We start from the raw sequence: 6,819 nt of genomic DNA, 5'->3' as shown, positions 1-6,819 counted from the left end.
CATCACGGCAAAAGATGCCAAAGGCTGGATCAGGCATGCCGGCTATGCCCTACACTGAGACCAAAAGCGCTTTAGGCAATCATAGAATAATATTCCTATAGGAGTTGCAGCCTTCAAATTGAAACTTCGTGAAAATTTTGAATGATGCTGTTATGACCCCGCCAGAAAAGGCATCTATCCCCCTCCAACCCTGCCTTCTAGAATCAGAGTGAGTTCAGCTTAGCTGAGGTTTCCGCCTTAGCAGCTCGGAGTAGAGATAATGAACGCGCCAAAGTCCGACTTCCTGAAGGTGCTCACCGAGCGGGGCTTCATTCACCAGACCTCGGACTTCGAGGGGGTGGACGCCGCAGCCCTGGAGAGCCGGCTCACCACCTATGTCGGGTACGACTGCACCGGCCCGTCTCTTCATGTGGGGCACCTGCTCTCCATCATGATGCTGCACTGGCTGCAGAAGACCGAGGCTGGAAAGCCTATCACCCTGATGGGCGGCGGCACGACACGCGTGGGCGATCCTTCGGGCAAGGACGAGAGCCGCAAGCTCCTCACCGTCGATCAGATCGAGGCCAACAAGGACAGCATCAAGACGGTCTTTTCGCGCTTCATCTCGTTCGGTGAGGGCAAGGCCGACGCCATCATGGTCGACAATGCCGAGTGGCTGACCAAGCTCAATTACATCGAATTCCTGCGCGACGTGGGCCGGCATTTCTCAGTCAACCGCATGCTGTCCTTCGACAGCGTGAAGCTGCGTCTCGACCGGGAGCATGAGCTGTCGTTCCTGGAATTCAACTACATGATCCTTCAGGCCTACGATTTTGCGGAGCTCAATAAGCGCTACGGCTGCATCCTGCAGATGGGCGGCTCGGACCAGTGGGGCAACATCGTCAACGGCATCGACCTCGGCCGCCGCCTTGGCACCCCGCAGCTCTATGCGGTCACCTGCCCGCTGCTGACCACCGCCTCCGGGGCCAAGATGGGCAAGACAGCCTCCGGGGCGGTGTGGCTCAACGCCGACATGTTGAGCCCCTACGATTACTGGCAGTTCTGGCGCAACACCGAGGATGCGGACGTTGCCCGCTTCCTGAAGCTCTTCACGATCCTGCCCATGGACGAGATCGCCCGGCTCGAAGCGCTCCAAGGCGCCGATATCAACGAGGCGAAGAAGGTTCTCGCGACCGAAGCAACGGCCCTCCTCCACGGCCGTGAGGCAGCGGAATTGGCGGCGGAAACTGCCCGCAAGACGTTCGAGCAGGGTGCCCTGGCGGAGAGCCTGCCGACCATCGAGATTCCGTCCAATGTGCTTGAAGGCGGGCTCGGCGTGCTGGCAGCCTTCGGACCTGACTACGCCAAGCTCGTGCCCTCATCGAGCGAGGCGCGACGGCAAGTGAAGAGCGGCGGCCTCAAGGTGAACGACCAGACGGTCTCGGACGAGCGCGGCACGTTGAGCCTGTCGGATGTCACAGCCGAGGGCGTGATCAAGCTGTCATTCGGCAAGAAGAAGCACGTCCTCCTGCGCGCCGTGTAAGCGGTCTAGAGCATCGCGCGGACCCAGAAGTGCAGTCCACTTCTGGGTCCGATGCTTTAGCGTTCGGAGGTTGTTGGCAGCGATCCGGTCTGCGGCGCCTGCTCGGCTCCCACGCCGAAGAGCTTGCGCAGGAAGCCAGGCGCCACCGCCGAGAGCGGATTGACCGACAGGGACGGCGCGCTTGCCTGCCCGTTCAGGCGGAAATTGACGGCGAATAGCCCCTCGTTCTGCCCACCACCGAGGAGCGGCCCGAACAGCGGCACCTGAGCGAAAACGTTGTTGAGCCCATAGGCCGGCACGAAGGTTCCCGACACGTCGAGACGGTCGCGGGCATAGTCGATGAACCCGCCCAGGGTGAACCCGATCTGGTTGCCCCAGATGGCTGCATCCTTGAAGTCGAGGCGTCCGGCGCTGCGGGAGAACTCAAGCCGGGCCTTGGTGAACTGGATCTCGTTCACATCCACGCGAACCAGCTGCGGTTTGCCGGCCTGATCGCGCCCTGCGACGACCTGCGTCTGGGTCGGGATGATGCGGCTCAGGGCCGGTTCGTTGACGAGCGCGAAGGAGTGCATGATCACATGCCCGGCCTGAGGCTCGTCTCCGGTGGAGAGTTGCAGGATGAGATTGCCCCGCGACATGCGCTTGTAGACATCTGTGAACCGCAGGAGCGCGCCCGCATCTTCCGCCTGGATGATCACCACCGGACTGCCCCCACTCTGAGGGATGGTCCGGCCGAGAATGTCGGTTGCGCCGAGGCGTCCTTTCAGGTCCAGCTGGCGTAGGCTGTCCTTGCGCATGGAGGCTTTGACGGAAGCGTTGGTGATCGCCTCCTCGTTGAAGCCGGTCAGGATGTTGAGGTTGAGATCAAGGTCGAAATCCTTGACGTCCTTATTCGCCGCCGCGCTGCGACCGCCTGACGGTGTCGCTCCTCCGCCTTTTACGAAAGGCCGTACGTCACCCACATTGCCGCGGATCGTGACCTTGTAGACCCCGTTGGCGCGCTCGATCTGAGCGCGCATGTCGTCGCCGGGCGAGAGCTTGAAGGTGGAGAGCTCCGCCTTGTCCAGGCCGCCATCGTTGGTGAGCGCTGCATGGCCCCGCAGCTGGACATTGCCGCTGTCGAGCTGCAGATCCCGGATCTCGCTCGTCGGTCCTTCGACCATGGTGAAGCTGAGCTTGCCGGGCCTGCCGACGGGCTTCACCCAGCCGGGAACGAGCTGATCAACACCCGCCTTGGCGAGGTCCGCCTCCACGTTGATGACCGATGGCGCATTCTCGCCCAGTGGCAAGCTCGCCTTGAGACCGACGGTCCCGGTCAGCTGAGATCCGAAGGACAACCCGCGCCGGCCGCGTGCGGCCTCATCAAGGGAGAAGGCCACGCTGGCCTGTCCGCCCTGCGGGTTCTTCTGAAGATCGATGGCGGCCACGCTGCCGGCGAGCTTGCCATTGCCTTTGACGGAGAGATCGCCCCGGTCATAGGCGATCGTCAGATCGGCGCCCTCCAGGCGATCCTTGCCGAAGAAGCCATCGACGCCGAAGTCGTTGATCGTACCAGTGACCTTCAGCGGCAGATCCTTGAACTCGGGAATGTCATGGACAGGCAGGCCGATGCCCACCCGCAGATCCGCCCTGCCCTTCATGGTGGCGGGATCGATATTGAAGCCTGCGAGCTCCTTGATCCGTGGCTCCAGCAGCAACGCACCGAGCCCGTCGGCACCACCCGTGAGACGGAAGTCGATGCGCGCCACCCCGTTATCGTCCCAGTAATTGTCGAGGACGAAGGCACCCTCGGAGGCCGACAAAGATCGATTGTTCGCCATCTGCACGAGCCCGGTGGGCGCGCGAACCAGCACCTTCATTCCGGTAACGTGGCCGGTCGCGTTCATGCCGGAGATCGGCGGGATGCCCTCATCGACCTGCAAGGTGCCATTGGAGACGGCGAAATCAATCTTCAAGGATTCGTCAGGCGTCGGGCCGCCGTTCAGCGCCTTTTCAATGTCGGCACCGGTCATCGCGACCTTGAGATCGATGGATTCAAGCAATCCGGCCTTCAGGTGGGACACCAGATATAGCCTGACCGGCGGAGCCACCGCTTCTGGCCAGACCCTCAGGGCCGAGCGGATGTCGGTCTTCTCGGCCTGAACGTCGAGCTTCAACGCCTTAGGATCGGCGGTGGCCGCCACGAGGCCGCTGATGCGGGCGGACAGATCCGGACCTTTCAACGTGATCCCGTTGATCCTGATGCCGTCGTGCCCGGAAAGATCGGCCACAACCTCGCTGACCTGAAGGGGCCGGTCCCCTGCCGCGGCACCCGACCAAGTGATATCCCGACCGCCCAGGTTCAGGCGCCAGGGATTATTCCCGTTGGCAATCTGCAGACGGCCCTGGAGCTGCAGATTCGTGTCCCCACCCTTCGCCTCGATGCGCTGGAGCTCAAGAGCCTTCGCGGATTCGTCCCAATGAGCCTCGATCACGGCCTTGTCGACCGGGAACGGAGAGGTGTCCTCGTCCCTGATCTGGATCGTGCCGGGGCTGCTCTCCAGCCGCGTCTTCAGCTCCGTCACGCGCCCTTCCGCGAAGCCCAAGTCGAACCGGCCGGAGAACTCGAGATCCGTGCTCGCCGGCACGTCGGAGGCGCCGGTGAGCAGCAGGATATCCGTGATGGGCGCCCGCTCGGCCACGATGCTGGCACGGTATGAATCCTTGCCTTCTACAGTGGCGTCGCCGTTCAGCTGCCAGGGTCCTTGCGGTCCCTCGACCGTTGCGGCGAACTGACGGCCGCCATTCTCCGTCCAGTCGAAGGCAGCATCGACGCGCTGGAAGCGGGCCCGCTCGCGACCGTCCGCATCGATGAACACGAGACGCGCATTGGTCAGCTGCGCCTGGTTGAGCGAGTTCAGAACGCTTCCGGGGCCGACGATGAGTTCGAGCAGCGATCCGACCGCACCGGAAACGGGAGAGGGTCCGTTCACGTCACGAGCCATCGAGGCGGCCGCTTCCTTGGAAGGCTCAAGTATGGTGGGGGTGGGTTGGTCTGCCTCGCCATCCGTTCCCTGAACGGGCGAGAAGGATAGCGAGCCGTCCCGGTTCACCCTGATCCGCAATTGCAGATCCCGAACCTCGATCGCCTTGGGCTGGAGATTGGCGGTCAGGAGTGAGCTCAGGTCCGCGCTCAAGATGGCATAAGGGGCTCGGAGCACGAGGTCGCCGCCGGGGGCGCGGATATCGAGACCGTTCGCCCGAAGCGCCGGCGAGCCGTCATGCAGCTCGATCGCCGTATTGCGCAGCGTCACAGTCCAGCCAGGCCCGATGCGTGCCGCCAGCGCCTCCGCGACCCGCTCGGGCAGACGGCCAAAGCTCATGGGAGCGGCCGAGAGGCGCAGATAAAGCAACCCGAAGGCAGCCGTCAGGAATACAATCAGCCCAAGCTTCACATAGAGAGTGCCACGCAACACGCGCCGGAGGAGGCTTCGCTTGACCGGGTCTCGCCGGGGCAACGTATTACGCAGGGGCAGCTTCATTCTTGTGACGTTTGGCAATCCGGTTCTTGCGCATGAGCGCCGTTCAGGGAATCAAGAGGTGTGACCTTAACCGCCTTGGGAGCGTCCCGCGACTGTTTCCCCTTCAGTCGTGCACACCAGAGGTTTCCAAACAGTACATTCCGCCAAAAGGAAGGCGTTTTATGTCCCTTAGCATCGGAACCAGAGCTCCGGACTTCTCTCTGCCTGCGACAGATGGTCGGGAGATCAGTCTCAACGGGCTGAAGGGCCGCAAGGCCGTGCTGTATTTCTACCCAAAGGATGACACCAGCGGCTGCACCCTGGAAGCGCAGAACTTCCAGGCACTGAAAGCCGAATTCATGGCTTCCGATACGGAAATCATTGGAATTTCTCCCGACACTTTAAAGAGCCACGACAAGTTTCGCGACAAGTACGGGCTGGATTTCACCCTGGCCTCCGATGAAGCCACGGCCATGCTGCAGGCCTACGGCGTCTGGGTGGAGAAGAGCATGTATGGCCGCAAATACATGGGGGTCGAACGCACCACGGTGCTGATCGACCGCGATGGCATCATTGCTCAGGTCTGGTCCAAGGTGAAGGTGCCGGGCCACGTGGAGGAGGTTCTGGCGGTGGCGCGAAGCATATAGTTATCCAGGGGTTGCAAATATAAGTAATTAAGTTACGTTACGGATGAAATAATTCCTTCCTTTGCGAGTTATCGATAATGCCGTCCCATAAGGCCATTCTGACGGGCTATAACTGGAACTCCGAGCCGACTCTGAAACCGCAGAAGACGCCGATCTTCCTAACCTATTCGTTTGCTCCAGCGATGGGTGAGAAGCGCTTCAATACAGCGGACCAGAAGCAGGCTCGCTACGCTCTCAAGCAGTGGGGTGACGCTTGCGGAATACATTTCCTCGAGACGAAGAGTGCCGATGCGGAAATCACATTCGGTTGGTATACTCCTTATTTCGACACTACAACTGTGGCCTATGCCGAGTTTCCAGAGCTTTACACGCCGGATGACAGCGATTTAGGCGAGGCTTTCGACCGTGTGTACGGGGCTGGCAATGTGCATTTCAACACCCAGTACAAGCCGGATTTCAAGAACGCCTCGTATAAAACCTATGTTTTACTTCACGAGATCGGGCATGCTCTCGGGCTTAAGCATCCGTTTCACACGTCGCCATACAACAAGAAGAAGCTGAGCAAAGCGGACGATCATTCCAAGAACACTGTCATGAGTTACGACAATGGTGAGAGCGAAGTCTATCCGACCAAGCTGGGTCGGTTGGATAAGCTGGCCATAAAGGAGCTTTACGGATCGTCCAAGACCGATGGCAAACATGTCGCGTCTTGGTCATGGAGCAAGCGAACGGAGACCCTGACCCAAATTGGGAAGGAAAGCGCGGACAGGATCCACGGAACAGGCGTGAAGGATGTGCTTCAGGGCCGTGGCGGGAATGACCGACTTTTCGGCTACGATGGTAACGACACCCTTAACGGCGGTATGGGAAATGACACGTTGCACGGTGGTTTCGGCGAGGATGTTTTCCTATTCGATACACCACTCGATCCCGTAGCGAATGTTGATAAGATTATTCACTTCGATGAGGATGATTCGATCTATCTGGCGTCGGCAGTTTTCACGAAGCTGCCTGCGGGAGAGCTCGATTGGGACAGTTTTACCGACTACGGCATTGCGACAGATGAGGACGACTACATCGTCGTCCGTGAAGAATCCCGATCTCGTTGAGACGATTGGGATATCAGGCGCATCACCGCCTTCGATTTTGC

At 60.4% G+C, this 6,819-nt stretch carries 4 protein-coding genes; 3 read left to right on the top strand and 1 reads right to left on the bottom strand.

Annotation, left to right across the window (positions count from 1 at the left end):
- Window positions 1–259: 259 nt before the first annotated feature.
- Entirely contained in the window at window positions 260–1,522 is a 1,263-nt protein-coding gene (tyrS, locus tag JKL45_RS28955; RefSeq protein WP_201865228.1) for a tyrosine--tRNA ligase, read from the top strand.
- 56 nt (window positions 1,523–1,578) lie between these two features.
- Here tyrS and JKL45_RS28950 read toward each other — a convergent pair whose 3' ends face one another.
- Complete coding sequence (locus JKL45_RS28950; RefSeq protein ID WP_201865227.1) at window positions 1,579–5,043, bottom strand: YhdP family protein; 3,465 nt, start codon at window positions 5,041–5,043, stop codon at window positions 1,579–1,581.
- 161 nt (window positions 5,044–5,204) lie between these two features.
- On the opposite strand from JKL45_RS28950, the gene JKL45_RS28945 reads away from it, so the two are divergent.
- The gene (locus tag JKL45_RS28945; protein WP_201865226.1) at window positions 5,205–5,669 is read left to right on the top strand and encodes a peroxiredoxin; all 465 of its coding nucleotides are present in this window, start codon (window positions 5,205–5,207) and stop codon (window positions 5,667–5,669) included.
- 77 nt (window positions 5,670–5,746) lie between these two features.
- Window positions 5,747–6,778 (top strand): matrixin family metalloprotease, encoded by a 1,032-nt coding sequence (locus JKL45_RS30610; protein ID WP_201865225.1) that lies wholly within the window; start codon window positions 5,747–5,749, stop codon window positions 6,776–6,778.
- The last annotated feature ends 41 nt before the right edge of the window (window positions 6,779–6,819 follow it).

The sequence above is a fragment of the Microvirga soli genome (assembly GCF_016734765.1).
Taxonomy (GTDB): Bacteria; Pseudomonadota; Alphaproteobacteria; order Rhizobiales; family Beijerinckiaceae; genus Microvirga; species Microvirga soli.
This window is presented reverse-complemented; position numbering and strand designations above follow the sequence as displayed.